Origin of the sequence: Pseudocitrobacter corydidari (genome assembly GCF_021172065.1) — a bacterium.
Taxonomy (GTDB): domain Bacteria; phylum Pseudomonadota; class Gammaproteobacteria; order Enterobacterales; family Enterobacteriaceae; genus Pseudocitrobacter; species Pseudocitrobacter corydidari.
On sequence record NZ_CP087880.1, the window covers coordinates 2,917,338 to 2,942,914 of the forward strand.

The window sequence follows — 25,577 nt, forward strand, 5'->3', positions numbered from 1 at the left end:
AGCGTTCCTTATTATTCAGCTTCTACGAAGCTTTCTTCAGCCTGGGAAGCCAGGTCAGAAGAACGGCCTTCACGAACGGTAGCAGCTACAGCGCTCAGGTACAGGGTTACAGCACGGATTGCATCGTCGTTACCCGGGATAACGAAATCAACGCCGTCTGGATCGGAGTTGGTATCAACGATAGAGAACACTGGGATACCCAGGTTGTTCGCTTCTTTGATAGCGATGTGCTCGTGGTCAGCATCGATTACGAACAGTGCGTCCGGCAGGCCGCCCATGTCTTTGATACCGCCCAGGCTGTTTTCCAGTTTCTCAAGCTCACGAGTACGCATCAGCGCTTCTTTCTTGGTCAGCTTGTCGAAAGTACCGTCCTGAGACTGAGTTTCCAGGTCTTTCAGACGTTTGATGGACTGACGAACGGTTTTCCAGTTAGTCAGCATGCCGCCCAACCAGCGATGGTTCACGAAGAACTGGTCGCAGCTGTTAGCAGCTTCTTTCACCGCTTCGCTTGCAGCGCGTTTAGTACCAACGAAAAGGATTTTACCTTTACGAGCAGAGATCTTGTTCAGTTCAGCCAGAGCTTCGTTGAACATCGGTACAGTTTTCTCAAGGTTGATGATGTGAACTTTGTTACGCGCGCCGAAGATGAAAGGCTTCATTTTCGGGTTCCAGTAACGGGTCTGGTGACCAAAGTGAACACCAGCCTTGAGCATGTCGCGCATGGAAACAGTTGCCATGATTTAAAACCTCTATAGATTAAGTTGGGGTTATGCCTCCACGTATCCCATATTACCGACCCCAAAGGGCACCCCGGAACATGTGTCGATACGTGTGTGTTGTTACACAAAGTGAGATTGTCGCTTCAGTCCATTCTGTGTATATCAAATGGAACGGAAGTCCGGCGCGCTTTATACCACAAATACGCCGCAGACACCAATAATTGTTGGCACTCTATGCTGTAACTGATTCTCAATCTGGTAGTGGATGCTTCAGACTGTTAACATTGATAGCACTTACACAATTATTGTCGATAAATTCGACCCTGATGGACAAACTCCATGGCTATTTCTATTAAAACACCTGAAGAAATCGAAAAGATGCGCGTCGCGGGTCGTCTGGCAGCCGAAGTGCTGGAGATGATCGAGCAGCACATCAAACCGGGCGTCAGCACCGGCGAGCTGGATCGCATCTGCGATGACTGGATCGTCAACCACCAGCAGGCGATCTCCGCCTGCCTCGGCTACCACGGTTATCCTAAATCAGTCTGCATCTCGATTAACGAAGTGGTCTGCCACGGCATCCCGGACGATGCTAAGCATCTGAAAGATGGCGATATCGTCAACATCGACGTGACCGTGATTAAAGACGAGTTCCACGGCGACACCTCAAAAATGTTCATCGTCGGCAAACCGACCATTCTGGGCGAGCGCCTGTGCCGCGTCACCCAGGAAAGCCTCTATCTGGGCATCAAAATGGTCAAACCGGGCATTCGCCTGCGCACCATCGGCGCGGCTATTCAGAAGTACGCCGAAGCGGAAGGTTTCTCTGTGGTACGCGAATACTGCGGTCACGGTATCGGTCGCGGCTTCCACGAAGAACCGCAGGTGCTGCACTATGATGCAGATGACGGCGGCGTGGTGCTTAAAGAAGGCATGACCTTCACCATCGAACCGATGCTGAACGCCGGTGATTACCGCATCCGCACCATGAAAGATGGCTGGACGGTAAAAACCAAAGACCGCAGCTTGTCTGCTCAGTACGAGCATACTATTGTGGTAACGGCAAACGGCTGCGAAATTCTGACGCTGCGTAAGGATGACACCATCCCGGCTGTCATCTCGCACGACGAATAATTGATTTGCCTGATGGCGATGCTCACGCATCTTATCAGGCCTACAAATTGCACTATCCAGTAGGCCGGATAAGGCGCTTGCGCCGTCATCCGGCTTTTTACATGGGTGGCGCAAACATAAATGAAAACTCTTCCTGAACAGCTCGCAAATACCGCACTCCCCACCCTTCCCAATCAGCCGCAAAATCCCGGGGCCTGGCCTGCGGATGCGCTGAACATTGCCACAATCAAATCCCATCTTGATGTTTTCCAGCGCTGGCTGGGTGAAGCCTTTGATAGCGGAATTTCCGCCGAACAACTCATCGAAGCGCGCACCGAATTCATCGACCAGCTCCTGCAACGCCTGTGGATTCAGTACGGTTTTGGCGAAGTAGAAGACGCGGCACTGGTTGCCGTTGGCGGCTACGGACGCGGTGAGCTTCACCCGCTCTCGGACATCGACCTGCTGATTTTAAGCCGTAAGAAACTGCCCGACGAGCAGGCGCAGAAAATCGGCGAACTGTTAACGCTTCTCTGGGATCTCAAGCTGGAAGTAGGCCATAGCGTGCGAACGCTGGAAGAGTGCCTGCTGGAAGGTCTTTCAGACCTGACCGTCGCCACCAACCTGATTGAATCCCGTCTGCTGATTGGCGATGTCGCCCTGTTCCTGGAACTGCAAAAACACATTTTCAGCGAAGGTTTCTGGCCGTCAGAAAAATTCTTCCCGGCGAAAGTGGAAGAACAAAACGCACGCCACCAGCGTTATCACGGCACCAGCTATAATCTTGAGCCGGATATTAAAAGCAGCCCCGGCGGTCTGCGCGATATCCACACCTTACAGTGGGTCGCCCGCCGCCACTTTGGCGCCACGTCGCTGGATGAAATGGTCGGCTTTGGCTTTTTGACCGAGGCCGAGCGCAACGAACTCAATGAGTGTCTGCATCTGCTCTGGCGCATCCGCTTTGCCCTGCATCTGGAACTCAACCGCTACGACAACCGCCTGCTGTTCGACCGTCAGCTTAGCGTCGCCCAGCGCCTGAACTACGGCGGCGAAGGCAATCAGCCGGTCGAGCACATGATGAAAGATTTCTACCGCGTGACGCGCCGCGTCGGCGAGCTTAATCACATGCTGCTTCAGCTGTTTGATGAAGCGATTCTTGCCCTGACGGAAGATGAAAAACCGCGTCCGATTGACGATGATTTCCAGCTTCGCGGCACGCTTATCGACCTGCGCGATGACACGCTGTTTATGCGCGAGCCGCAGGCGATTCTGCGCATGTTCTCTATTATGGTGCGCAACAGCAGCATTACCGGAATTTACTCCACGACCCTGCGCCACCTGCGCCATGCGCGTCGTCATCTGGCGCAGCCGTTGTGCTATATCCCGGAAGCCCGCTCGATTTTCCTCAGCATGCTGCGCCACCCCGGCGCGGTGAAACGCGGCCTGCTGCCGATGCATCGCCACAGCGTGCTGTGGGCCTATATGCCGCAGTGGTCGCACATCGTCGGTCAGATGCAGTTTGACCTGTTCCACGCCTACACGGTGGATGAACACACCATCCGCGTGCTGCTCAAACTGGAAAGCTTTGCCGAAGAAGAGACGCGCCCGCGCCACCCTTTGTGCGTCGATCTCTGGCCGCGCCTTACCCATCCCGAACTGATTCTGATGGCTGCGCTGTTCCACGATATCGCCAAAGGACGCGGGGGTGATCACTCGATTCTTGGCGCGGAAGACGTGCTGAAATTCGCCGAACTACACGGTCTGAACTCCCGCGAAACACAGCTGGTTGCCTGGCTGGTTCGTCATCACCTGTTAATGTCCGTCACCGCCCAGCGGCGTGATATTCAGGATCCGGAAGTGATTAAACAGTTCGCTGAAATTGTGCAAACGGAAAACCGTCTGCGCTATCTGGTGTGTCTGACAGTTGCTGATATTTGCGCTACCAATGAAACCCTGTGGAACAGCTGGAAGCAGAGCCTGTTGCGCGAACTCTATTTCGCCACCGAAAAACAGCTGCGCCGGGGAATGGATAATACGCCGGACATGCGCGAACGCGTGCGTCATCACCAGATGCAGGCGCTGGCCCTGCTACGCATGGATAACATCGACGAAGAGAAGCTGCATCAAATCTGGAACCGCTGTCGCGCCAACTACTTTGTACGCCATACGCCAAATCAGCTCGCCTGGCATGCCCGACATCTGTTACAGCACGATCTCGCGGAACCGATGATCCTGTTAAGCCCGCAGGCCACCCGCGGCGGCACCGAGATTTTCATCTGGAGCCCGGATCGCCCTTACCTGTTTGCGGCGGTCTGTGCGGAGCTGGACAGGCGTAACCTCAGCGTGCACGACGCGCAAATTTTCACCACCCGCGATGGCATGGCGATGGATACATTTATCGTGCTGGAACCCGACGGTAGCCCGCTCTCATCCGATCGCCATGAGGCTATCCGTTTTGGGCTGGAACAGGCGATTAGCCAACGCAGCTGGCAGGTGCCGCAACCGCGTCGTCAACCGGCAAAATTGCGTCACTTCTCCGTCGATACCGAGGTGAATTTCCTGCCGACCCATACGGACCGAAAATCGTTCCTCGAACTGATTGCGCTCGATCAGCCAGGGCTTTTGGCGCGCGTCGGGAAAGTCTTCGCCGACCTCGGAATTTCCCTTCACGGGGCCAGAATTACGACAATTGGTGAACGAGTAGAAGATTTATTTATAATCGCCACCGCCGACCGGCGTGCGCTTAATAATGCGCTGCAATTAGAGGTACAACAACGGTTGACAGCAGCCCTCAATCCAAACGATAAAGGGTAATCATTTTTTTTACACAGATGGAAAGAGTAACAATGCAGCAATTACAGAACGTTATTGAGTCCGCTTTCGAGCGTCGCGCCGACATTACCCCAAACAATGTCGACACCGTAACCCGCGAAGCGGTAAACCAGGTTATCGCCTTACTGGATTCCGGCGCGCTGCGTGTCGCTGAAAAAATTGACGGCCAGTGGGTCACTCACCAGTGGTTGAAGAAAGCGGTTCTGCTCTCTTTCCGTATTAACGATAACCAGGTTATCGATGGTGCGGAAAGCCGCTACTTCGATAAAGTGCCGATGAAATTCGCCGACTACGACGAAGCGCGTTTCCAGAAAGAAGGCTTCCGCGTGGTTCCGCCAGCGGCCGTTCGTCAGGGCGCGTACATCGCGCGTAACACCGTACTGATGCCGTCTTACGTTAACATCGGTGCCTACGTTGACGAAGGCTCCATGGTTGACACCTGGGCAACCGTTGGCTCCTGCGCGCAAATCGGTAAAAACGTCCACCTGTCCGGCGGCGTCGGCATCGGCGGCGTCCTGGAACCGCTGCAGGCCAACCCGACCATCATCGAAGACAACTGCTTCATCGGCGCACGCTCTGAAGTGGTTGAAGGCGTGATTGTTGAAGAAGGCTCTGTTATCTCCATGGGCGTATACCTGGGCCAGAGCACCAAAATCTACGACCGCGAAACCGGCGAAGTCTTCTATGGTCGCGTTCCGGCGGGCTCCGTTGTCGTCTCCGGCAACCTGCCGTCTAAAGATGGCAAATACAGCCTGTACTGCGCGGTCATCGTGAAGAAAGTGGACGCCAAAACTCGCGGTAAAGTGGGCATCAACGAACTGCTGCGGACTATCGACTAAGGCAGAGAGAAAAAGCGGGGGCGACCCCGCTTTTTTTTCGTTCCAAACTGGCGAAAAACGATTTTTTCACTGATTATTCAATAGGTAAATTACAGCAAGGGTACCGCTATGTACGATAATCTGAAAAGTTTGGGCATTACCAATCCTGATGAAATCGATCGTTACAGCCTCCGGCAGGAAGCCAACAACGATATCCTGAAAATCTACTTTCAGAAGGATAAAGGTGAGTTTTTCGCCAAGAGCGTGAAGTTTAAGTATCCACGCCAGCGCAAAACCGTTGCTGCTGACGGCGTTGGGCAGGGTTATAAAGAGGTGCAGGAGATCAGCCCTAACCTGCGCTATGTGATTGATGAGCTGGACCAGATTTGCCAGCGCGATCGCACCGAGGTGGATCTGAAGCGTAAGATCCTGGACGATCTGCGTCATCTTGAGTCGGTGGTGACCAATAAGATCAGCGAGATTGAAGCGGATCTGGAAAAACTGACGCGGAATAAATAATCCGCTGAACGTGCCGGGTGGCGGCTTCGCCTTACCCGGCCTACGGTGAGAATGCGGATTTATGCCGGGTGGCGGCTGCGCCTTATCCGGCATACGGGACGGATCGTAGGCCTGATAAGCGAAGCGCCATCAGGCAATGGCTACAGCTACGGCTGCTCATCCAGCTGCAACGCCACATACAGCAACAACCTATCGTCAAAATTACTCAAATCCAGCCCCGTTAATTCCGAGATGCGGTTCAGACGATACTCCAGCGTATTACGGTGAATAAACAGCGCCTTGGATGTCGCGAGCGGCTGCACGTTATGGCGGAACCACGCCGCCAGCGTACGCCGGAGTAATCCGTTGTTATCCATCGCTTTCAACCGCGTTAACGGGCGGGCCAGCTCATTCGCCTGCCAGCCGCCGCGCAGGCTGTCGAGCAGTACCGGCAGCATGAGATCCTGATAAAAGTAGCTGCGGCTTTCCGGCATGCGCTGTTTTCCCACCATCATGGTAGTGCGCGCCGTACGGTAAGAACGCGCAATGCTGCCCGGCCCGGTGAAATAGTTCCCCAGCGAGACGCGAAAACGCAGCTGTCCATTCTCTTTCATCCGCGCGATAAGCTGCTCGACGCGTTTACGATGATCTTCTGCATCCCAGCGACCAAACTGGTTCAGCGCCGGTTTCAGCACCACCATTTCAGTCAGCGAAACGATCGCAATCAGGTTGTTGCGCTCGGGCGTCGTCAGCGCATTTTGCAGCTGTTGAAGTTCGGCCATCGCGCTATCCACGCCAAGCTGCCCGCTGTCCACTTCCACCACCGCCACCACGCGCGGCTGGTTTAAATCGATACCCAGACGTTGCGCCCATTCGGTTAATGCTGGCGTATTCTCTTCCGCCTGAATCAGGTTCATGACCAGCTCTTCACGCAGGCGGCTATCCTGCGCCAAAAGATGCATCAGACGCGACTGCTCGAGCATCATTTCGGCGGTCATACAGACCAGTTCGCCATATTTACGCAGCGTCTCCGGTTCACCGGTAAGGCCGATGACGCCAACAATCTCGCCCTCCAGTCGCAGCGGCAGGTTGATCCCCTGGCGCACGCCGTGCAGATGCCTGGCGACCGCATCATCAATGTCCACCACCCTGCCCTGAGAAAGCACCAACAGCGCGCCTTCGTGCAATTCACCAATACGCTCGCGATCGCCGCTGCCGATGATGCGACCACGGGCGTCCATGACGTTAATGTTGGTGTCGATAATGCGCATGGTTCGCGCCACGATATCCTGCGCCATTTTGGTATCAAGATGCCAGCCAGCCATGTAATCCTCCTGTGAGCAGGTTACAGCATAAGGAAGATGGCTAACCGTCGCACTGTGCAAATGCACAAAGCCAGGGTGAGAAATATGGAGTTGTGGAAGGCTTCACAGAACAATGAGAAAACCCTTTCCCCAGGACAGGGAAAGGGTTGGTTGAGAGGATTACTGCATCAACAGGTAGATAGAGCTATCGCCACGCTGAATGTTCAGCGCCAGTACGGACGGTTTGCTGTCGAGGATTTTACGCAGCTCAGCGATGTTTTTCACCGCCTGCTGGTTCGCGCCCACAATCACGTCACCTTTTTTCAGGCCAATCTGTGCAGCAGGGGAACCGGCTTTCACCGTATTCACCACCACGCCTTTATCCTGGCCTTTATTGCTCATTTCCGCCCCTTCGATGCCGCTGAAGATGGAGCTGGAATCAACCTGATTCTGGCTGCTCTGTTGCAATTCCAGGCTCACGGTCACCGGTTTGCCGTCACGCAGCAGGCCGAGGCTGATTTTGCTGCCGATTGGCATGGTGCCAACCTGCGCACGCAGCGCCGCGAAGCTGCTAATTTGTTTACCGTTCAGGGAGGTAATCACATCACCGGCTTTAATCCCCGCTTTCGCGGCGGAAGAGTTCGGCATCACCTGGCTTACAAACGCGCCGCGTTGTGCGTCAACCTTCATCGCTTTCGCCAGTTCGGAGTTCAGCTCGGTCCCCATAATACCCAGCTCACCGCGTTTCACCTGACCGAATTCCACCATCTGCGAGGTCAGGTTTTTCACCATGTTGCTCGGGATAGCGAAGCCGATACCGATGTTACCGCCGTCCGGTGCCAGAATCGCGGTGTTGATACCGATCAGTTCACCGTTCAGGTTCACCAGCGCGCCGCCGGAGTTACCCCGGTTAATCGCCGCATCGGTCTGGATAAAGTTTTCATAGTTTTCAACGTTCAGGCCGCTACGACCCAGCGCAGAAACGATACCCGAGGTTACGGTTTCACCCAGGCCGAACGGGTTACCGATAGCGACGGTATAGTCACCCACGCGCAGTGCGTCGGAGTCTGCCATCTTAATTGCGGTCAGGTTTTTCGGATCCTGAATCTGGATCAGCGCAATATCGGAACGCGGATCTTTGCCGACCACTTTGGCATCAAATTTACGCCCATCGCTGAGCTGTACTTTAATGGTGGTGGCGTTATCCACCACGTGGTTGTTGGTAACGACGTAGCCTTTCGCCGCGTCAATCACGACGCCAGAACCCAGCGCCTGGAATTTTTGCTGCTGACCGCCGCCCTGGCCGCCGTCAGCCCCACCGCCCTGGCAGAACGGAGAGTTCTGGAACGGGGAACCGTCCTGGCAGAACGGCGAGTTATCGCCGAAGAACTGCTGGAAGTTACGCCCCATGCGCGGGGTGTTCACGGTCGTGCTGCCTTCAACGTTGATACTGACTACGGACGGCATCACTTTTTCCAGCATTGGCGCCAGGCTTGGCATTTGCTGTGCGGTCGTGGCGGATGAAGCCGTCTCAGCCGCGCTAGCGGACAACGGAGACAATGCCAAACTTAAACTAAGAGCCAGTGCACTCATTGCTAACGTGGTTTTTTTCATGTGTTTCAATCTCAATTTCAGATTATGCAAAGTTGCTGTGTACGTGACTATCAGAGTCATATTCTGACGCGAAGTTCCGCGCTTAAGGCGCTGGAAAAAGTAAAAATTTATTGTCCATCTTTACAAAACTCGTGATTATTCCACCGCCATCAGACGACGATATTCATCCCATGCATATAGATCGGTCATCCCGCTGATATAGTCCTGAATCAGGCGACAGCGATAATAGTATTCCATCACCGGGAATTCTGCTGTGTCACGCGAGACTTTATTTACGGCCTCGATATACGCCAGTCGATGGTTACGCGAGAGTTTCTGGAACAGGCGTGATTCAATCGGCAGCGACACGATGCGCTCTTTCTCAACCAACAACGTGAAGTCAGTTTGCGATAATTTCAACAGCGGAGAATAGATTTCCAGCAATCCGCTAATCACCCGGTAACCCTGAAGCTCAAGCATCTCGACATCTGAATGACTAAACACATGTTTTATAGCAACTTTTTTATAGAGATCTAACAACTGGCTATAATCACTTTCATCTTCCAGCAGCGCATGGTTAAAGTCACCACGATAGATATCCGGCAGATTATCAATAAAGCGCTGGGCGGCAAACGGCACCAGTTTATTTAACGTATTGACGCGCAAATACATAAAGAACTGATCGACCGTGCTGCGACTTAATGAATTGGAACGCGATTTATCCCAGGCATTTTCGACCACCTGCGCGAACAGAGAACCTTTCCCATGTTCAGGCCAGGCATCATGTAAATGTTGATAAAGCTGCTCGACGCTAAAGATACGTTTTTCTACCGCGTCTTCAAGATCCGCCACGCAATAGGAGATATCATCCGCCGCCTCCATAATCCAGGTTAAGGGGAAACGATTGTAAGGGGCTAAATCCAGTTCTTTACGTAAGCGCGCAATATAGTGTTCTTCGGACAAATAATAGCCAGGTTTTTTCATTAAATAGCTGTGGCTTGCGGGAACATCGCTGGCCCACCAGGCGGGGCGAGTATATTTCAGAATACAACCGACCTGTGCCCACGTAAGATTCATACGCATTAAGGTATGCACCATGCGAATTCCCTGCGCATTGCCCTCAAAATGGCAAAGATCCTGGCGCACTTTGCGACGCAATTCGTTTAGCGCCTCATCGCCTTCTTGCAAACGCAGCGTGGCGACCACGCAGCGATCGTGACTCAGCGGCTGCTGGGTGGCATCCGCCGGAACCAGTCGTTGGCGGAACCAGTCGTTGATTGCCGCTTCGCCAAAATGACCAAACGGCGGGTTACCAATGTCGTGCATCAGGCATGCCATCTCCACGATGCTTTCGAACGGCCCGGTCAGCTCATCCAGCCCATAAGCGGCTAACAGCTTTTTCTCTTTCAGACGGCTGAGTACTTCTTTTGCGATGTAACGCCCCACCTGCTGCACTTCCAGCGAGTGGGTCAGACGCGTGCGCACGGCCGCGTTACGCTCCAGCGGGAAAACCTGGGTTTTCTGCTGCAAACGACGAATCGCCGGGGAGTTAATAATGCGCCCGCGATCGCTTTCGAATATTTGCAGAATTTCATGCTCAGAGCTGACGCCTTCTGGCGAGCGATAACGCCGGCCCCAGTTAATCTTGTTGCGAAAATCAATCTTAGCCATAGCCTCTCCATCGCGAGAAATGCGCTTCCCCTGAACCCCATGGTAGACTATGCATCCAAATAGGGCATATCGCGAGTAAATCTATGAAAATCGGCATCATTGGCGCAATGGAAGAAGAAGTTACGCTGCTGCGTGACAAAATCGAAAAACGTGAAACTCTCTCCATCGGCGGAAGTGAAATTTATACTGGTCAGCTTAACGGGGTGGATGTCGCGTTACTGAAATCCGGTATCGGTAAAGTCGCTGCCGCGATGGGTGCAACCCTGCTGCTGGAACGTTGCCAGCCGGACGTGATTATCAATACCGGTTCTGCGGGTGGCCTGGCGCCGACACTGAAAGTGGGCGATATCGTGGTTTCTGATGAAGCGCGCTATCACGATGCAGACGTCACGGCGTTTGGCTACGAATTTGGTCAGCTTCCGGGCTGCCCGGCAGGTTTTAAGGCTGACGAAAAACTGATCTCTGCGGCGCAAGAGTGCATTAAAGCATTAAATCTGAATGCGGTACGTGGCCTGATCGTCAGCGGCGACGCCTTCATCAACGGCTCCGTAGGCCTGGCGAAGATCCGTCACAACTTCCCGCAGGCAGTGGCCGTTGAGATGGAAGCGACTGCCATCGCGCACGTCTGCCACAACTTTAACGTCCCGTTCGTGGTGGTTCGCGCGATCTCTGACGTCGCTGACCAGCAGTCTCACCTGAGCTTTGACGAGTTCCTGGCGGTTGCAGCAAAACAATCCACCCTGATGGTGGAAACCCTGGTGCAGAAGCTGGCGCGTGGTTAAGTCGCTGCTTAAAGGGCTTCTCGCCCTCGCACTTGTTGCCCCGGCGTGGCTTTGCGCCGCGCCGCGGGTGATTACTCTCTCTCCTGCTAATACCGAACTGGCCTTTGCTGCCGGGATCACCCCAATTGGCGTCAGCAGCTATTCCGACTACCCGGACGCGGCGAAAAGTATTGAACAGGTCGCCTCGTGGCAGGGAATTAACCTCGAACGCATCGTGGCGCTAAAGCCCGACGTGGTGCTTGCCTGGCGAGAAGGTAACGCCGAGCGACAGGTTAACCAGTTGAGTTCATTGGGCATTAAAGTCGTATGGATAGACAACCATACGGTGGAAAGCATTGCCGCTACGCTGCGCAAAATCGCCCGGTGGAGCCCACACCCCGAAAAAGCCGAACAGGCCGCCAGCCAGCTGCTGCGCGACTACGCTGAACTGAAAGCCCGCTATGCAAATCAGCCCAAAAAACGGGTATTCCTGCAGTTCGGTTTCAATCCTATCTTTACCAGCAACAAAGCAGCCATTCAGAACCAGGTGCTGGAGATTTGCGGCGGTGAAAATATCTTCGCCGACAGCCGCGTTCCCTGGCCACAGGTGAGCCGCGAACAGGTACTCACCCGCCAGCCACAGGCGATTGTGGTGGCCGGTGGCGCGAGTCAAATTCCGAAAATCGAGCAGTATTGGGGCAGTCAGCTCACAATCCCGGTGATTCCTCTCAATAGCGACTGGTTTGAACGTGCAAGCCCACGTATTATCCTCGCCGCGAAACAACTCTGTACTGCCCTGGCGCAGGTTAATTGATAGGTTAACTCAGGATATGCTCGTCTACTGGCTGGATATTCTTGGCACAATGGTATTTGCCGTTTCCGGCGTTCTACTCGCCGGAAAGCTGCGTATGGACCCGTTTGGCGTACTGGTGCTGGGCGTGGTCACCGCCGTCGGCGGCGGAACAATCCGCGACATGGCGCTCGATCACGGCCCGGTCTTTTGGGTAAAAGATCCTACAGACCTGGTGGTGGCGATGGTCACCTGTATGCTCACTATCGTGCTGGTGCGTCAACCGCGCCGCCTGCCAAAGTGGGTATTACCGGTGCTGGATGCCGTCGGCCTCGCGGTGTTTGTCGGTATCGGTGTGAATAAAGCGTTTCTTGCCGAAACCGGGCCGCTGGTCGCCGTTTGCATGGGGGTGATTACGGGCGTCGGGGGCGGGATTATCCGGGATGTGCTGGCGCGCGAAGTGCCGATGATCCTGCGAACGGAAATATACGCCACCGCCTGTATCATCGGCGGCATCGTCCACGCCACGGCGTTTTATACCTTCAACGTTCCACTGGAGAGCGCCAGTATGATTGGTATGGTGGTGACGCTGGTGATTCGTCTGGCGGCGATTCACTGGCATCTGAAGCTGCCGACCTTTGCCCTGGACGAGCCGGGGAAGTGATGTGATGAAGCCCGATGGCGCAACGCCATCGGGCCTGAGAATTACTTCTGCGCCTTCCCTTTCGACGCTTCTGAGCACTCTTTTCCGACAAATTTCTGCACGGTTTCGCTGCTGGTACTCATCTTCTGGCCACCGTTATCGAGATCCATCTTCATGGACATATGGAACTCGGTATCGCTGATTTTCTTCGTCTCAACCACGGTGTGCATTTTGCTGTCTGGCTTATTACAGGTGGTTTCGTTTACCAGTAAGGTATCGGTACTTTCGGTAAATTTGGTGGTGCAACCTTCCGCGGTGGTCTCAAAACCTTTGGCGATTTTTTTTGAATCTTCGGCCATTTTTTCCGTATAGCACATATGGATAGCCGTCCCCTGACTTTCCATGACCCATTCACCAGGCTGAATATCAAGAGCCATTGCGCTGTGTGAAGCCGCCAGAGTAAATGCCAAAATAGCCGCTAATTTAACGTATTTCATAATTAAGTCCTTTAATATTAAAAAGTTACATTCCGTGTTATTAGCCATAAAAACAAAGCCCGAACACCAAAGGTATTCAGGCTTTTTATATTTACCGCTTCTGTAGAGCGGTATTATTTCCCCAGGCCGGATAGCCCGGCGAGTATCAGATACTGAACGAAGAACCGCAGCCGCAGGTGCTGGTGGCGTTCGGGTTGGTCACGATGAAACGCGAACCTTCCAGACCTTCGGTGTAATCAACAGAACCGCCAACCAGATATTGCAGGCTCATCGGGTCAACCACCAGGCCCACGCCCTGTTTCTCGATGGTCATATCGCCTTCGTTGATCTGATCGTCAAAGGTGAAGCCATACTGGAAACCGCTGCAACCACCACCGGTGATATACACACGCAGTTTCATATTCGGATTGTCTTCATCCGCAATCAGGTCTTTTACTTTAGAGGCTGCGGCGTCGGTAAACTCCAGCGGCAGCACGACTTCATCACTCATTTTTTGCTCCCATTAATACTGTAATCTGGGCAAATAATAACCCGATTCTTTTGGTCATTATCTAATACCCTGGTAATTCATTCAAGTATTCTGCCCGGCCGCTTGCTGGGCCTTTGCCGCCTGATCCGCTTCCTGTTTCGCCAGCGTTCGCGCCAGGATCGTGGCGTAGAGCGGCTTGCCGCCCAGGAACTGCGCTAATAGCGTGGCACCTAAGCAGGTAATAATCATTGGCAAAATGAGCTGATAATTGTCGGTCATCTCCAGCACCAGCACAATCCCGGTGAGCGGCGCGCGCACCGATGCCGCCATCAAAGCGCCCATGCCTGCGATAGCAAACGTGCCCGCTTCCAGATGGTAGCCCGGAAACATATTCATTGCCGCCATACCGAACGCGGTGCCCAGCAGCGTGCCCAGCGCCAGCATTGGGGCGAAAATCCCGCCCGGCGCACCGGAGGAGAAGCAAAGCAGCGTGGTCAGCACGCGCGCGACAAAGATAAACAGCAGCAAACCTACGCTGTAGTTACCCGCAGCCGCAATCGGAATCAGGTTAAAACCCCCGCCCGCCGCCGCCGGTTCAATCAACCCAAGCACGCCGCACAGCCCGCCAATCAGGCCGCCGATCAACACCCACTTTTTGATTTCGCCGCCGTGAATGCGCTGGAACATATCCTGCGTTCTCAACACCAGCGTATTGAAAATGGGGCCGACGATGCCAAAAATCATCCCCAGTACCAGATAAAGCCACAGCGTGTTCACCGGTGCATTGGTCAGTTTCCCCACTTCAATCACCGGCGTTTCGCCGTTAAAGATGCGGAACACGATGCTCGACATAATGACGCCGGTAAACACCGCTTTAATCGAAACCAGGTTATAGCGGAACTGCGAGCGCATCTCTTCAATGATGAACAGAATGCCCGCCAGCGGAGCGTTAAACGCCGCCGACAGCCCCGCCGCCGCGCCGGTTGCCAGCAGGGTGTGACGCGCTTCGGCGCTGCGCATACGGAAGATATCGCCAATCATGCGCCCGATATTACCGCCGATTTGCACCGTCGGCCCTTCGCGCCCGAGTACCATCCCGGCCCCAAGCGTCCCCATCCCGCCGATGAATTTCACCGGCAGCACCCGCCACCAGCGCACCGGACGCAACTCTTCCAGCGCGCCCTCGATTTCGGGGATACCGGAGCCGCCCGCCTCCGGCGCGAAGCGGCGCACCAGCAGGTAGCCCACCATCGCCAGCAGCCCGGAAAGAATAAAAGCCAGCGGCCAGACGATAAACCAGTGATCCGCAACGTGGGCGATCGACGCCATCCGAAGGTTCGACACCCAGTTCACCGCTTTTTCGAACGCCACGCCAACGAAACCCGCGACGGTGCCGACCAGCGCGGCCATCAACAGAATTTTTAACGGCGTTTTATCGCGGTTCAACAACCGCCGTATCGTATCGCCACGACGTAAGCGCGCGACTTGCTGTGACTCAAAAGAGGAAGAATCTGCTTTCATCTGCTTATCATTAATTGGTAATACAAATCCGAAGGGGGCATTCTAGCGGGCCTCTCGCCCCTCGTCGCGTAAAAATTCCCCTGAATCGCCAGGTGTTTCATTTCGGCAAAACTTTCATAACCTTCCTGGAATAATTAGAATAGCCCGTTAATCATTTTCCTCCCCCGAATCAGGAGCCGTTTCATGAGCAAATCGGAAAACCTCTACAACGCAGCGCGAAAACTTATTCCCGGCGGCGTCAACTCACCGGTACGCGCCTTCACCGGCGTGGGTGGCACACCGCTGTTTATCGAACGTGCGGACGGGGCTTACCTGTATGATGCGGATGGCAAAGCCTACGTGGATTACGTCGGCTCCTGGGGCCCGATGGTGCTGGGCCACAATAACCCCACCATCCGTAATGCGGTGATTGAAGCTGCCGAGCGTGGTCTGAGCTTCGGCGCGCCAACCGAAATGGAAGTGAAAATGGCGGAGCTGGTAACCGAACTGGTGCCGACCATGGACATGGTACGTATGGTGAACTCGGGTACGGAAGCGACCATGAGCGCCATTCGTCTGGCGCGTGGCTTCACGGGCCGCGATAAAATCATCAAATTCGAAGGTTGCTACCACGGCCATGCCGACCACCTGCTGGTGAAAGCCGGTTCCGGCGCGCTGACCCTCGGCCAGCCAAATTCCCCAGGCGTTCCGGCGGATTTCGCCAAACACACGCTGACCTGCACCTATAACGATCTCGCCTCCGTGCGCGAGGCGTTCGAGCAGTTCCCGCAGGAGATCGCCTGTATCATCGTGGAGCCGGTTGCGGGCAACATGAACTGTGTACCGCCGCTGCCAGAATTCCTGCCTGGCCTGCGCGCCCTGTGCGATGAATTTGGCGCGCTGCTGATCATCGATGAAGTGATGACCGGCTTCCGCGTCGCTCTGGCGGGCGCACAGTCTTACTATGACGTCGTGCCGGATCTGACCTGCCTTGGTAAAATCATCGGCGGCGGCATGCCGGTGGGCGCATTCGGCGGACGCCGCGATGTGATGGACGCGCTGGCACCAACCGGCCCGGTTTATCAGGCGGGTACGCTTTCCGGTAACCCGATTGCAATGGCCGCCGGCTACGCATGTCTGACCCAGGTGGCGCAGCCGGGCGTGCACGAAACCTTAGACGAGCTCACGACCCAGTTAGCTGAAGGTTTACTGGAAGCCGCTGAAGAGACGGGCATTCCTCTGGTGGTTAACCACGTTGGCGGCATGTTCGGGATTTTCTTCACCGACGCGAAAACGGTGACCTGCTATCAGGACGTTCTGAAGTGCGACGTGGAGCGCTTCAAGCGTTTCTTCCACCTGATGCTGGACGAAGGGATTTACCTGGCGCCGTCGGCGTTTGAAGCGGGCTTTATGTCCGTGGCACACACGCCGGAAGATATCAATAAAACCATTGATGCGGCGCGTAAGGTGTTTGCACAGCTGTAAGTTGGTTTCGCCGGGTGGCGGCTTCGCCTTACCCGGCCTACGAGTCGGTGATTCAGGCCGGGTAAGGCGAAGCCGCCACCCGGCAAGTTAACGACTCTGCTTTCTCAGCAAATAAATAAAATACGGCGCGCCGATAAAGGTCGACAGCAACCCTGCCGGGATCTGATACGGGAACATGATCATGCGCCCACACCAGTCGGCAAACACCAGCAGCAAGCCCCCTACCAGCGTAGACATCACGATATGCGGCATTGTGCGACGGAAGCCCATCATGCGCGCGATATGCGGTGCCATCAGGCCAACAAAGCTCAGTGGGCCGATGGTCAGCGTGGCCGCTGCCGTCAGGCTGGCCGCCAGCAGCAGAAGCGCAATGCGTGCGGGTGTTAGCGCAATACCGACAGACCGCGCAGTATCGCCCCCCAGCGGCAGAATCGTTAACCAGCGGCGACTCAACGGTACCAGCAGGAACAGCACCACCATCACCACCGCCGATTGCAGCACCTGCGTGCCGGTGGCGTTATAGGTTGAGCCAGAAATCCACGTCAGGATCTGCGCCATGCGCGGATCGCCGCTCGCCTGCAACATCATCAGCAGCATGGTAAACGCTGTGCTGAGCGCCATCCCTGCCAGCAGCATGCGGTGTGGCGAAAAGCCGCCGCGCCCGGCGGCAATCAAAATAATCAGCAGCGTCACCGCCGCGCCAACGCTGCCCGCGGGCAGTAGCCAGCCAAAGGCGTTGCCCGGCACGATAAACAGCATCAGCACTACGCCGAACGCTGCGCCGGAACTGATCCCCAGCACTTCCGGGCTGGCCATCGGGTTACCCGTCAGACGCTGAATAATACAGCCCGCCACCGCCAGCATCATCCCGGCGATCAGCGCAGAGAGTACGCGCGGCCAGCGCCATTGCAACAGTTCATCCAGCAGCGTACCGCTCGCCCAACGCCAGCCATCGGCATCCCGGCCAAACGCCAGCGCGGCAAAAATCGCCACCAGCAGAATCACCAGCCCGGCGATGGCCCACGCAGGCACGTGGTAGCGCTCCTGCGCGACGCTGTCGCTGGCATTCATCGACGGCGCGGTCATGCTGCGCAGGCGCGGGAGCAGCCACAGCAGCAATGGCGCGCCAATCAGCGCAGTGACTGAGCCGGTTGAGACTTCCATCCACACGCGGGTGAGCCAGATAATAATTTGATCCGAGAGCCAGAGGATCAGCGCGCCAATCAGCGGCGCCAGCATCAGACGTGCCAGCAGGCGACGCGCGCCGAGCATCTTCGCCAGCAGCGGCGCAAACAGGCCGATAAAGCCGATAATGCCTACCGCGTTAACAAGGAAGGCACTGATCACAATCGCCAGCGTCAACGCCGCCAGACGTGCCAGCGATAGCGCCAGCCCCAGGTTGCGAGCCACGCCGTCATCCAGCCCCATCAGCGTCAGCGGGCGCAGCAGCAGCAACGTGAGCATCACCCCGCCCAGCAACTGCGGCCACAGACGCTCGACGATGCTCCAGTCGGTTTGCGTCAGCGTGCCGGTGCTCCACAGGAACATGCTTTGCAGCTGGTCATGATGGAATATCACCATCAGCTGGTTAATCGCGCCGCAGTAAAGGCTGACCACCAGCCCTGCCAGAATCAACGTCACCGGCGAAAGTCGCTTGCCCCACGCCACGCCAAACACCAGCGCACCGACAATGCAGGCTCCGGCCAGCGCGGCAAACTGCGAGGTCAACGCGCCTGGGATCGCCCACAGTGTGGTGACGGTCATGCCAAGCTGCGCGCCGGTCGCCACGCCAAGCGTGGTCGGTTCCGCCAGCGGGTTACGCAGCACCTGCTGGAACAACACACCGACCAGCCCCAGCCCCGCGCCCACCAGCAGCGAAATCGCCAGCCGTGGCGTCAGGCTATAGTGGAACAGCATTTGGTCGATAGAATCGATATTCGGCTGACGCAGCGCCTGTAACCACTGCCCACGCGGTAGCGCGACGTTGAAGTTAAACCAGGTTAACGCCAGCGCGACAATAAACAACGCCAGCAGCAACAGGGCGGCAAATGGAGAAATTTTGCTTCTCATGCTTTGCCTCCCAGCGCGTTATCCAGCACGCGGCCAAAATGCATTGCCGAGAGCGTCGCGCCGTAGAACCAGACCGCCGGTACACGCTGGAAACGGTTGGCCCGCACAAACGGCATGGCCTGCCACAGCGGCGTCGCCATCAGCTTACGCATCTCCGGGTCGTTGCCGTGGTCGAAACAGAGCACATCCGCATCTTTGTAGGCCGCCAGGCGATCAATCCCCACCGCCACGCTGCCCCAGAAGTTGGTTTCGCCCTGCCAGGCGTTTTTAACGCCCAGCGTGTCGAGCATCTCCTGGAACAGGCAGTTCGGCCCGAAAACCAGCATATGCCGCGCATCCAGCAGCGTGACCATCAATAACGGGCGTTCGCCGCGCATCACAAAGCGCGGCTTCAGGCTTTCAACAAAGGCATCATAATCACGCAGGTGATGTTGCGCCTGCGGCTCGCGGCCAATCAGCTGCGCCATTTCAACCAGCGAATGACGCGCCTGCGCCAGGGGTTTTTTCCCGTCGCTGAAAGCAAAACCGCGCCCCGGCGCAATTTTTGCCAGCGTCTCGGCGGAAGGGCCATAGCCCGCCGACCAGACCAGGAACGACGGTTTCATCTGAGTAAGCAGTTCGAGGTTGGGTTCGGTACGCAGGCCTACGTCAATCACCGAGTCCGGTAACGCGGGTTCATTCACCCACAGCTTATAGTTTGGGATATCGGCAATGCCGTAAGGCGTGACGCCGAGCGCCAGCAGCAGCTCAACCGGGAGCCACTCCAGCGCCACGATGCGGTGAGGATCGACCGTCGCCGCCTGCGCGTTGCGCATTTGCCAGAGCAGCGGCGAGAGCGCCATTGCCGTCAGTAAACGCCGACGGCTAATCAAAGAGGAGGCATCCATCAATAGACAAAACTTACCGGCGCTGCGCCTGCCGGGTGTGGCAGTATCCCCATCGGGATACCATAAATGTGTTCCAGCGTTTCGCTGCGCATCAGCTCAGCAGGCGTGCCCTGAGCGATCATCTCGCCGCCGCGCAGCGCGACTAAATAGTCGCAGTAGCGCGCGGCCATGTTGATGTCGTGCAGTACTGCCACCACCGTCAGCCCGCGCTGCTGGCTTAAACGGTGCACCAGCGCCAGCACATCAACCTGATGCGCGATATCCAGCGCGGAGGTCGGCTCATCCAGCAGTAAACAACGGCTGTCCTGCGCCACCAGCATGGCAATCCACGCACGCTGACGCTCGCCGCCGGAGAGGCTATCCACCAGCCGATTAGCCAGCGGTTTTAACCCCACCAGCGTAATCGCTTCTTCCACTTTTTCACGATCGGCTGCGCCAAAACGCCCCAACGCTCCGTGCCACGGGTAGCGGCCAATCGCCACCAGCTCACGCACCGTCATCCCTTCCGCCTGAGGCAACTGCTGCGGCAGATAGGCAACTTTGCGGGCAAACGCTTTGCTGTTCCAGCTATCGAGCGGCTGACCATCCAGCAGGATCTCGCCTTCTGACGGCGGCTGATGACGACCGAGCATTTTCAAAAGCGTGGATTTACCGGAGCCGTTATGGCCGATAAGGCCAGTGACTTTTCCCACCGGGAAGGTGAGCGAGAGAGGATGAAGCAGCGTGCGACCAGGAACCCGAAACGAGACGCTATCGAGTGCAAAGGTGGTATCTGGAGGGGTTGTGATGTCCTGCATAGCCGTCAACTTGTCAAAGGGCGCGGATAAACCGCGCCCGATAGGAGAGATTAGAAGCGGAAGGTCGCTGTCGCGACAACCTGACGTTCCGCGCCCCAGTAGCATGCATATTCGCTATAGCAGCTGGAGACATATTCACGGTCAAAAAGGTTGTTGACGTTCACGGCAACAGACGAACCCGGCAGGCCGAAACGCGCCAGATCGTATTTAACCATCGCGTCCGCCACGGTGTAGCTGCCGACATTGAACGACTCGTTTTTCTTCCCGGTTGAGGTATCGTTTTTGTAGTAGCTGACCGTTGAACCCGTATAACGCACACCCGCACCGAAGGTCAGACCGCTCAGAACGGTATCGTAGAAGGTATAGTCCGTCCACAGGGAAGCCTGATTACGCGGAACTTCCGCCGGACGCTTACCTTTGAAGATCGTATCTTCAGTGTATTCCGCATCGGTGTAGCTGTAGGCAGCCGTCAGGTTGATATTTTCATTCAACGCGGCTTTCGCTTCAAGTTCAACGCCACGAGAACGAATTTCACCTGACTGTACGCTATACAGACCGGTTGGATCGTTCGGATCCGCCGTCAGGTTTTTATTTTTGGTCAGCTCATACAGCGCCGCAGTTAGCACGATCGGTCTGTCGTTAGGCACGTACTTCACGCCCGCTTCGTACTGCTTACCACGAGACGGATCAAACGGCGCGCCCTCTTTCGTTGAGCCAGAGGTCGGCTCGAAAGATTCACTGTAGCTGAAGTACGGAGAAATACCGTTATCGAACAGATAGTTCAGACCACCGCGCCAGGTGAACTGCTGGTCGTTCTTCTCAGCTAAAGAGTTGCTTGAACGGGTCAGGGTTGAGGTTTTCGCGTAGTCGTAGCGACCACCCAGCGTCAACACCCACTTATCCCACTCGATTTGATCCTGCGCGTAGAGCCCGGTCTGTTCCATACGGTTGAGTACTGCGTACGGGAAGTTGACGGACACATTCGCATTACCATACTGCGGGTTGCTCATATCCAGCGGGCTGGCAGATCCGTAAAGCGCATCAACGTCATTACGCATACGGGAGTAATCGACGCCGGTCAGCAGCGTGTGGTCAACGTCGCCGGTAGCAAAGTTGGACTGGAGTTGCGTATCAACGGTAAAGGCATTCAGCGCTTCGTCAGAACGAACATAGTTGCGGTTAATTTTACCCGCGCCGTCATAGCCAAAACCATATACCGCTTTATAAAGCGTTTTCACCTGGTCGTAGCGCAGGTTCTGGCGCACGGTGAAGGTATCGTTAAACGCATGAGAGAAGTTGTAGCCCACCATCTGCTGGCGACGCTGCATCTTGTTGTCTTTTTCGCCTTCGTTGAAATCGGTCGGCAACTTATGTGAGTTACCGTTCGCATCAACATAAGGCACAACGGTGCCTTCGCGCGGCAGCCAGCCATAGTAACCCGCATCCGGATCGCTCTGGAAGTTGCTCAGGAAGGTGAAGTCGGTTTTATCATCCGGACGCCAGCTGAAGGAAGGCGCAATCGCGTAGCGGGTTGATTTTGCCATCTCTTGCTGGGTGTCCTGACTGCGGCCTAAACCGGTCAGACGATAGGACCACACGCCCGCATCATCGATCGCGTCGCTGAAGTCAAAGCCGGTCTGCCACAGGTTGTCCGTACCCATTTTAAACTGAATTTCGCGCAGGGGTTCGGTGGTCGGGCGTTTGCTGACCATGCTCACGATACCGCCTGGGTTGCTGTTGCCGTACAGCACAGACGTTGGCCCGCGCATGACTTCAACGCGTTCCAGGAAATAGGGGTCCATAGAGACTTCAGAATAGTTGTTACCCTGAAGTTTCATACCATCCAGATACTGGTTGGTGTTTACGGTAGTAGGTGCAGTAAATCCGCGAATAGAAACGACATCATAAGTGGAAGAGCTACCACGGGTAGAGAAGACGCTCGGCGTATAGGCCATCGCATCTTTTACCGTCGTCGGCTGACGAGTATCCATTTCCTGACGAGTGATAACCGAAACAGACTGCGGCGTCTTTTCAATCGGCGTGTCGGTCTTTGTCGCTGTCGCTGAACGTTTCGCCGCGATAGTCGGTGCCGGGCCCCACGCGCTTTCCTGGGAAACAGGAGCCGCTGTGACGGTGATGGTTTCTTCTTTCGGTTGGTCCGCAGCCTGTGCGTAAACAGACATGCCGCTAACCGCTGTGGCTACTACAACTGCGATTTTACGCAGCGAGTGGTTTGGCTGAGCAGTTTTGAAACGCGCCATTGGTATATCTCTGATGAAAGTGAATGATAACGTAAACGAGAATTATTATTATAACCGCCGAATAATAGGCCAAACGGCGGCGATATAGCAAGCAATATAGGGGATGTGGTGGGCTAAAGGTTCAAGAAATAACCAGATGAAAACAGAGGGTTAATAGATTGGTTTTAGTGATTACGACATTCTGACAATCGCGCATAAAAAAGCCCGCTTAACTCAGCGGGCTTTGCGCGTTGACGATATTAATTACCGCCAAACATATCCTTGATCCAGCCAGCGACGCCATCGCTGTCTTTCTCTTCTTTCTTCGGCTGCTCTTGTGGTTGCTGCTGTTGCTGCGGCTGAGCAGACTGGTCGAACGGATTAGCCGACTGCTGCTCCTGTTGCTGCTGCATCATCTCACCCTGCTGGCAAAGCGCATCCGGGTCGGTCGTCCACACCGGTAACATCCGTGAGCCGCCAGAGCACACAAAGTTACCGTTGTAATCGACGCCCATATCAACGATATCTTCCGGCGGCGTCAGCACCAGCGGGATCGGTGACTGGTTTGCCAGATAGCGTTGATAAATCGACATTGCACCGCTCGCCCCGTACAGTTTGGTCGGCTGGTTGTTATCGCGCCCTACCCAGGTGATCACCACTTCACGGCCATCGATGCCGGCAAACCAGGTATCGACGTTGTTGTTGGTGGTCCCCGTTTTACCCGCCAGATGCAGGCCCGGATATTTCGCCCCGAGCTGACGCCCGGTACCGCGCTGCACAACCTGCTGCATGGTCCACAGCGTCATATACGCGGCCTGCGCCGGAACGGCACGCTCAGCCTGCGGGTAGCTCTGATACAGCACCGTGCCGTCTTCCGCAATTACCGAACGCAATGCAGAGAGCGTCGCGCGGTTACCGCCGCTGGAGATGGTCTGGAACGCCTGTGCAACTTCGATAGGCGTCAGGTTCAGCGCCCCCAGGATCATCGCCGGAACCGGGTGCAGCTGATCTTTCGGTACACCCAGTTTCTGCCAGGTATCGGTAATCGCCGGCAAGCCCAGCGCCATACCGAGGTTAACCGTCGGCACGTTCATGGAACGCGTCAGTGCATCCACCAGCATCACCTGACCGCTAAAGCGACGATCATCGTTCTGCGGCGACCACACCTGGCCATTTGGCTGACGCAGAGAAATCGGCGCATCGGCAATCCAGGTATTCAGGCGATACTGATTCGGCTGACTCAGCGCCGTCAGATAGGTCGCCGGTTTCGCCAGCGAGCCGATGGAACGACGCGCCTGCATTGCGCGGTTATACCCGGCAAACTGTGGCTCTGCGCCACCGACCATCGCGCGGACTTCACCGCTGAAGCGGTCGACAACCACCATCGCCGTTTCAAGATCGCTGAGCTTACGCTGCTTCTTCAGCACCGGAATGCCTTCGGTCGCGGCTTTTTCTGCCGCATCCTGCGCCACTGAGTCGAAGGTGGTGAAGATCTTCACGCCGGAGAGATCTTTCACTTTATCGCCCAGTTTCGCCTGCAGCTCCTGGCGTACCATCTGCATAAACGCGGGCTGCGGTGAAATCACCCCACCGCGCGGCTGCACGCCCAGAGGACGTGCGCTGAGCATGTCGTACAGCTCCTGGTCGATAACGTTCTGCTGCTGTAGCAGGCGCAGCACCAGGTTACGACGCTCCAGCGCCAGTTTCGGGTTGCGCCAGGGGTTGTAGATGGACGCCCCTTTCACCATCCCCACCAGCAAGGCCTGCTGGTCGAGGCTCAGCTCTTCCACCGGGCGACCAAAGTAGTACAGGCTCGCCAGCGGGAAGCCGCGAATTTCGTTATCGCCACTCTGACCGAGATAGACCTCGTTCATATACAGCTCAAGGATACGATCCTTGCTGTAACGCGCATCCATCAGCACAGCCATGTACGCTTCGTTGGCTTTACGCCAGTAGGAGCGTTCGCTGGAGAGGAACAGGTTTTTCACCAGCTGCTGCGTCAGCGTACTGGCACCCTGCACCGTACGGCCCGCCGTCAGGTTTGCCAGCACCGCACGACCAATCGAGTAGAGGCTCACGCCGTCGTGCTCGTAGAAGTGACGGTCTTCAGTTGCCAGCAGGGTGTCCACCAGCAGATCCGGGAAACCGCTGCGCGGCACAAACAGGCGCTGCTCGCCGTTTGGCGATGAGAGCATGGTGATCAGACGCGGATCAAGACGGAAGAAGCCGAACTGGCGGTTGTTCTCCATATTCTCAATCGTATCCAGATGATCGCCGTCGAAGGTCAGACGCGCGCGTACCTGCCCTTCTTTACTGTCCGGGAAGTCGAACGGGCGACGGATCATCTCAATGCTGTTGGCCTGCACGGTAAACTCGCCCGGACGCGTCATCGCGGTCACCTGACGGTACTGTGTCGCCGTTAACAGCTGCACCATCTCTTTCTTGCTGATGGGCATATCCGGCTCAAGGTTAACCATGCGGCCATACACCGCCGCCGGCAGTTGCCAGACTTTACCGTCGATACGGCTGCGAATTTTCTGGTCCAGATAGACACCGTAAATCGCCAGCAGAACGGCAAAGACGATAGCCAGCTTCAACAGCAGCCAGAACCAGCCGTGTTTTCTACGAGGCTTGCCGCCCTTGCCCTTCCCTTTACGTGGTGGCATTGGCTCATCATCCTCATAGTCATCATCATAATCGTCGTCGTATTCCTCATCTCTGAGGCGACGACGGCTCACCTTTTGTTTCGCCGGACGCGCAGGCTTGCCTTTACGTCCAATCGGCTCGCGGTCATTCCCCGCCATGCTTTCTCTCCGCAACATTCAGGCGCAAAGGCCTGATTCTCAGTTCTTCCGTTTTGCAACAGAAGAAGATATCTCTCAATTTTCGT

General features: G+C 55.8%; 20 protein-coding genes. 8 read left to right on the forward strand and 12 right to left on the reverse strand.

Features of this window, described 5'->3' with window-relative positions; translation table 11 throughout:
• Window positions 1–11 precede the first annotated feature (11 nt).
• Entirely contained in the window at window positions 12–737 is a 726-nt protein-coding gene (gene rpsB / locus G163CM_RS13660; RefSeq protein WP_015965847.1) for a 30S ribosomal protein S2, read from the reverse strand.
• Window positions 738–1,058: 321 nt separating this feature from the next.
• Here rpsB and map point away from each other — a divergent pair, with 321 nt between their 5' ends.
• The 4 genes from map to G163CM_RS13680 all read left to right on the forward strand — a co-directional run bounded on the left by map (window position 1,059) and on the right by G163CM_RS13680 (window position 6,001).
• A complete protein-coding gene (map, locus tag G163CM_RS13665) occupies window positions 1,059–1,853 on the forward strand; it encodes a type I methionyl aminopeptidase (protein ID WP_015965848.1) in 795 nt (264 codons plus the stop codon).
• 120 nt (window positions 1,854–1,973) lie between these two features.
• Window positions 1,974–4,646, forward strand: coding sequence for a bifunctional uridylyltransferase/uridylyl-removing protein GlnD (gene glnD / locus G163CM_RS13670; RefSeq protein ID WP_231825334.1), 2,673 nt, complete (start codon window positions 1,974–1,976; stop codon window positions 4,644–4,646).
• 32 nt (window positions 4,647–4,678) lie between these two features.
• Window positions 4,679–5,503, forward strand: coding sequence for a 2,3,4,5-tetrahydropyridine-2,6-dicarboxylate N-succinyltransferase (gene dapD, locus G163CM_RS13675; protein ID WP_231825335.1), 825 nt, complete (start codon window positions 4,679–4,681; stop codon window positions 5,501–5,503).
• Window positions 5,504–5,611: 108 nt separating this feature from the next.
• Window positions 5,612–6,001 carry a DUF3461 family protein gene (locus G163CM_RS13680; protein WP_015965851.1) on the forward strand — a complete coding sequence of 130 codons (390 nt, stop codon included), beginning with the start codon at window positions 5,612–5,614 and terminating at the stop codon, window positions 5,999–6,001.
• A 146-nt stretch (window positions 6,002–6,147) separates the two neighbouring features.
• Here G163CM_RS13680 and cdaR read toward each other — a convergent pair whose 3' ends face one another.
• From cdaR to dgt, 3 genes are all read right to left on the reverse strand, one after another.
• Window positions 6,148–7,305 (reverse strand): DNA-binding transcriptional regulator CdaR, encoded by a 1,158-nt coding sequence (gene cdaR, locus G163CM_RS13685; protein WP_015965852.1) that lies wholly within the window; start codon window positions 7,303–7,305, stop codon window positions 6,148–6,150.
• Between the two features lie 159 nt (window positions 7,306–7,464).
• On the reverse strand, window positions 7,465–8,898 hold the full coding sequence (gene degP, locus G163CM_RS13690; protein WP_231825336.1) for a serine endoprotease DegP: 1,434 nt from the start codon (window positions 8,896–8,898) through the stop codon (window positions 7,465–7,467).
• A 135-nt stretch (window positions 8,899–9,033) separates the two neighbouring features.
• Window positions 9,034–10,548 (reverse strand): dGTPase, encoded by a 1,515-nt coding sequence (gene dgt / locus G163CM_RS13695; RefSeq protein WP_015965854.1) that lies wholly within the window; start codon window positions 10,546–10,548, stop codon window positions 9,034–9,036.
• An 83-nt stretch (window positions 10,549–10,631) separates the two neighbouring features.
• Here dgt and mtnN point away from each other — a divergent pair, with 83 nt between their 5' ends.
• The 3 genes from mtnN to G163CM_RS13710 are packed head-to-tail and all read left to right on the forward strand — an operon-like array spanning window position 10,632 to window position 12,763.
• Window positions 10,632–11,330, forward strand: a complete 699-nt coding sequence (gene mtnN, locus G163CM_RS13700; RefSeq protein ID WP_231825337.1) for a 5'-methylthioadenosine/S-adenosylhomocysteine nucleosidase — start codon at window positions 10,632–10,634, stop codon at window positions 11,328–11,330.
• Window positions 11,323–12,123, forward strand: coding sequence for a vitamin B12 ABC transporter substrate-binding protein BtuF (gene btuF, locus G163CM_RS13705; protein ID WP_231825338.1), 801 nt, complete (start codon window positions 11,323–11,325; stop codon window positions 12,121–12,123). Before mtnN ends, btuF begins: the two co-directional genes overlap by 8 nt.
• Before the next feature lie 16 nt (window positions 12,124–12,139).
• A complete protein-coding gene (locus tag G163CM_RS13710; protein WP_231825339.1) occupies window positions 12,140–12,763 on the forward strand; it encodes a TRIC cation channel family protein in 624 nt (207 codons plus the stop codon).
• A gap of 41 nt (window positions 12,764–12,804) precedes the next feature.
• Here G163CM_RS13710 and G163CM_RS13715 read toward each other — a convergent pair whose 3' ends face one another.
• The 3 genes from G163CM_RS13715 to clcA all read right to left on the reverse strand — a co-directional run bounded on the left by G163CM_RS13715 (window position 12,805) and on the right by clcA (window position 15,229).
• Window positions 12,805–13,239 (reverse strand): DUF3617 domain-containing protein, encoded by a 435-nt coding sequence (locus tag G163CM_RS13715; RefSeq protein ID WP_420851087.1) that lies wholly within the window; start codon window positions 13,237–13,239, stop codon window positions 12,805–12,807.
• Between the two features lie 145 nt (window positions 13,240–13,384).
• On the reverse strand, window positions 13,385–13,729 hold the full coding sequence (gene erpA, locus G163CM_RS13720; RefSeq protein WP_015965859.1) for an iron-sulfur cluster insertion protein ErpA: 345 nt from the start codon (window positions 13,727–13,729) through the stop codon (window positions 13,385–13,387).
• Window positions 13,730–13,810: 81 nt separating this feature from the next.
• Window positions 13,811–15,229, reverse strand: a complete 1,419-nt coding sequence (gene clcA / locus G163CM_RS13725; protein WP_231825340.1) for a H(+)/Cl(-) exchange transporter ClcA — start codon at window positions 15,227–15,229, stop codon at window positions 13,811–13,813.
• Between the two features lie 183 nt (window positions 15,230–15,412).
• On the opposite strand from clcA, the gene hemL reads away from it, so the two are divergent.
• Window positions 15,413–16,693, forward strand: coding sequence for a glutamate-1-semialdehyde 2,1-aminomutase (hemL, locus tag G163CM_RS13730; RefSeq protein ID WP_231825341.1), 1,281 nt, complete (start codon window positions 15,413–15,415; stop codon window positions 16,691–16,693).
• A gap of 87 nt (window positions 16,694–16,780) precedes the next feature.
• Here the strand turns inward: hemL and fhuB are convergent, their stop codons facing one another.
• The 5 genes from fhuB to mrcB all read right to left on the reverse strand — a co-directional run bounded on the left by fhuB (window position 16,781) and on the right by mrcB (window position 25,491).
• Window positions 16,781–18,763, reverse strand: a complete 1,983-nt coding sequence (fhuB, locus tag G163CM_RS13735; protein WP_231825342.1) for a Fe(3+)-hydroxamate ABC transporter permease FhuB — start codon at window positions 18,761–18,763, stop codon at window positions 16,781–16,783.
• Window positions 18,760–19,650: a Fe(3+)-hydroxamate ABC transporter substrate-binding protein FhuD gene (fhuD, locus tag G163CM_RS13740; protein ID WP_231825343.1), complete on the reverse strand. Its 891-nt coding sequence runs from the start codon at window positions 19,648–19,650 to the stop codon at window positions 18,760–18,762. Before fhuD ends, fhuB begins: the two co-directional genes overlap by 4 nt.
• Window positions 19,650–20,447: a Fe3+-hydroxamate ABC transporter ATP-binding protein FhuC gene (gene fhuC / locus G163CM_RS13745; RefSeq protein WP_231825344.1), complete on the reverse strand. Its 798-nt coding sequence runs from the start codon at window positions 20,445–20,447 to the stop codon at window positions 19,650–19,652. The genes fhuD and fhuC overlap by 1 nt, the downstream gene beginning before the upstream one ends.
• 50 nt (window positions 20,448–20,497) lie before the next feature.
• The gene (gene fhuA / locus G163CM_RS13750) at window positions 20,498–22,708 is read right to left on the reverse strand and encodes a ferrichrome porin FhuA (protein ID WP_231825345.1); all 2,211 of its coding nucleotides are present in this window, start codon (window positions 22,706–22,708) and stop codon (window positions 20,498–20,500) included.
• A gap of 239 nt (window positions 22,709–22,947) precedes the next feature.
• On the reverse strand, window positions 22,948–25,491 hold the full coding sequence (gene mrcB, locus G163CM_RS13755; RefSeq protein ID WP_231825346.1) for a bifunctional glycosyl transferase/transpeptidase: 2,544 nt from the start codon (window positions 25,489–25,491) through the stop codon (window positions 22,948–22,950).
• Between the last annotated feature and the right edge of the window lie 86 nt (window positions 25,492–25,577).

Bases quoted from the DNA above. Each gene is read 5' to 3' on its own strand.
- G163CM_RS13710 (WP_231825339.1), top strand. From the start codon at position 12,140: ATGCTCGTCTACTGGCTGGATATTCTTGGCACAATGGTATTTGCCGTT.
- hemL (WP_231825341.1), top strand. From the start codon at position 15,413: ATGAGCAAATCGGAAAACCTCTACAACGCAGCGCGAAAACTTATTCCC.
- fhuC (WP_231825344.1), bottom strand. From the start codon at position 20,447: ATGCAGGACATCACAACCCCTCCAGATACCACCTTTGCACTCGATAGC.
- dgt (WP_015965854.1), bottom strand. From the start codon at position 10,548: ATGGCTAAGATTGATTTTCGCAACAAGATTAACTGGGGCCGGCGTTAT.
- mrcB (WP_231825346.1), bottom strand. From the start codon at position 25,491: ATGGCGGGGAATGACCGCGAGCCGATTGGACGTAAAGGCAAGCCTGCG.
- fhuA (WP_231825345.1), bottom strand. From the start codon at position 22,708: ATGGCGCGTTTCAAAACTGCTCAGCCAAACCACTCGCTGCGTAAAATC.
- map (WP_015965848.1), top strand. From the start codon at position 1,059: ATGGCTATTTCTATTAAAACACCTGAAGAAATCGAAAAGATGCGCGTC.
- degP (WP_231825336.1), bottom strand. From the start codon at position 8,898: ATGAAAAAAACCACGTTAGCAATGAGTGCACTGGCTCTTAGTTTAAGT.
- clcA (WP_231825340.1), bottom strand. From the start codon at position 15,229: ATGAAAGCAGATTCTTCCTCTTTTGAGTCACAGCAAGTCGCGCGCTTA.
- fhuD (WP_231825343.1), bottom strand. From the start codon at position 19,650: ATGGATGCCTCCTCTTTGATTAGCCGTCGGCGTTTACTGACGGCAATG.
- cdaR (WP_015965852.1), bottom strand. From the start codon at position 7,305: ATGGCTGGCTGGCATCTTGATACCAAAATGGCGCAGGATATCGTGGCG.
- dapD (WP_231825335.1), top strand. From the start codon at position 4,679: ATGCAGCAATTACAGAACGTTATTGAGTCCGCTTTCGAGCGTCGCGCC.
- erpA (WP_015965859.1), bottom strand. From the start codon at position 13,729: ATGAGTGATGAAGTCGTGCTGCCGCTGGAGTTTACCGACGCCGCAGCC.
- G163CM_RS13680 (WP_015965851.1), top strand. From the start codon at position 5,612: ATGTACGATAATCTGAAAAGTTTGGGCATTACCAATCCTGATGAAATC.
- G163CM_RS13715 (WP_420851087.1), bottom strand. From the start codon at position 13,239: ATGAAATACGTTAAATTAGCGGCTATTTTGGCATTTACTCTGGCGGCT.
- fhuB (WP_231825342.1), bottom strand. From the start codon at position 18,763: ATGAGAAGCAAAATTTCTCCATTTGCCGCCCTGTTGCTGCTGGCGTTG.
- mtnN (WP_231825337.1), top strand. From the start codon at position 10,632: ATGAAAATCGGCATCATTGGCGCAATGGAAGAAGAAGTTACGCTGCTG.
- glnD (WP_231825334.1), top strand. From the start codon at position 1,974: ATGAAAACTCTTCCTGAACAGCTCGCAAATACCGCACTCCCCACCCTT.
- rpsB (WP_015965847.1), bottom strand. From the start codon at position 737: ATGGCAACTGTTTCCATGCGCGACATGCTCAAGGCTGGTGTTCACTTT.